Origin of the sequence: Micrococcus sp. KRD077 (assembly GCF_017168505.1) — a bacterium.
In the GTDB taxonomy this organism is placed as follows: domain Bacteria; phylum Actinomycetota; class Actinomycetes; order Actinomycetales; family Micrococcaceae; genus Micrococcus; species Micrococcus luteus.
Map to the genome: position 1 here is coordinate 1 of NZ_JABFAZ010000109.1, position 670 is coordinate 670.

The 670-nt window shown below is 68.2% G+C and carries 1 pseudogene; it reads left to right on the forward strand.

The annotated features are described in order from the left end of the window. A pseudogene (locus J1M39_RS12080) lies at positions 1-552 on the forward strand (IS3 family transposase); the annotation flags it as partial. Positions 553-670: the final 118 nt, after the last annotated feature.

A 670-nucleotide genomic window follows, 5' to 3' on the forward strand; every position in this document is an offset into this window, starting at 1 on the left:
CTCGGAGTCGAGCTCATCTGCAGGCTGCTGCAGGTGGCTCCGAGCAGCTACTACGCCGCCAAGACCCGCGCCCCCTCGGCTCGCGCGGTGCGGGACGAGGAGCTGATCCCGCAGCTGGTCGAGCTCTAGGAGACGAACTACCGCGTCTACGGGGTCAGAAAGCTCTGGAAGACCGCGCGTCGCGCCGGGATCGACATCGGCCGAGATCAGACGGGCCGGCTCATGCGCGCCGCAGGGATTAAGGGCGCGACCAGGTCGAAGCGGGTGAAGACGACCCGGCCAGATCCGACCGCGGCGCGGCACCCGGACCTCGTGAAGCGGGAGTTCACCGCGCCTGCCCCGAACCGGCTCTGGGTCACCGACCTGGCGTTCGTGCCGACGTGGGCCGGCGTCGCGTACGTCTGCTTCATCGTCGACGCGTTCTCCCGGATGATCGTCGGGTGGCGGTGCGCGTCACACATGCGCACCGAGATGGTCCTCGACGCGATCGAGATGGCCCGCTGGTCCCGCGGCGCTCGCCACGAGGACCTGCGCTGCCACAGCTGTCAAGGGCCATTGAGTTCTGCCCATAGGCGGCCAGTGTTTCTTCCCGCTGGTGGCCATCAGAACTGCCCACTGGTGGCCAGCTGGTTTGCCCGTTTGGGTGGTGGTGCTGGCCACCGTGATGGGA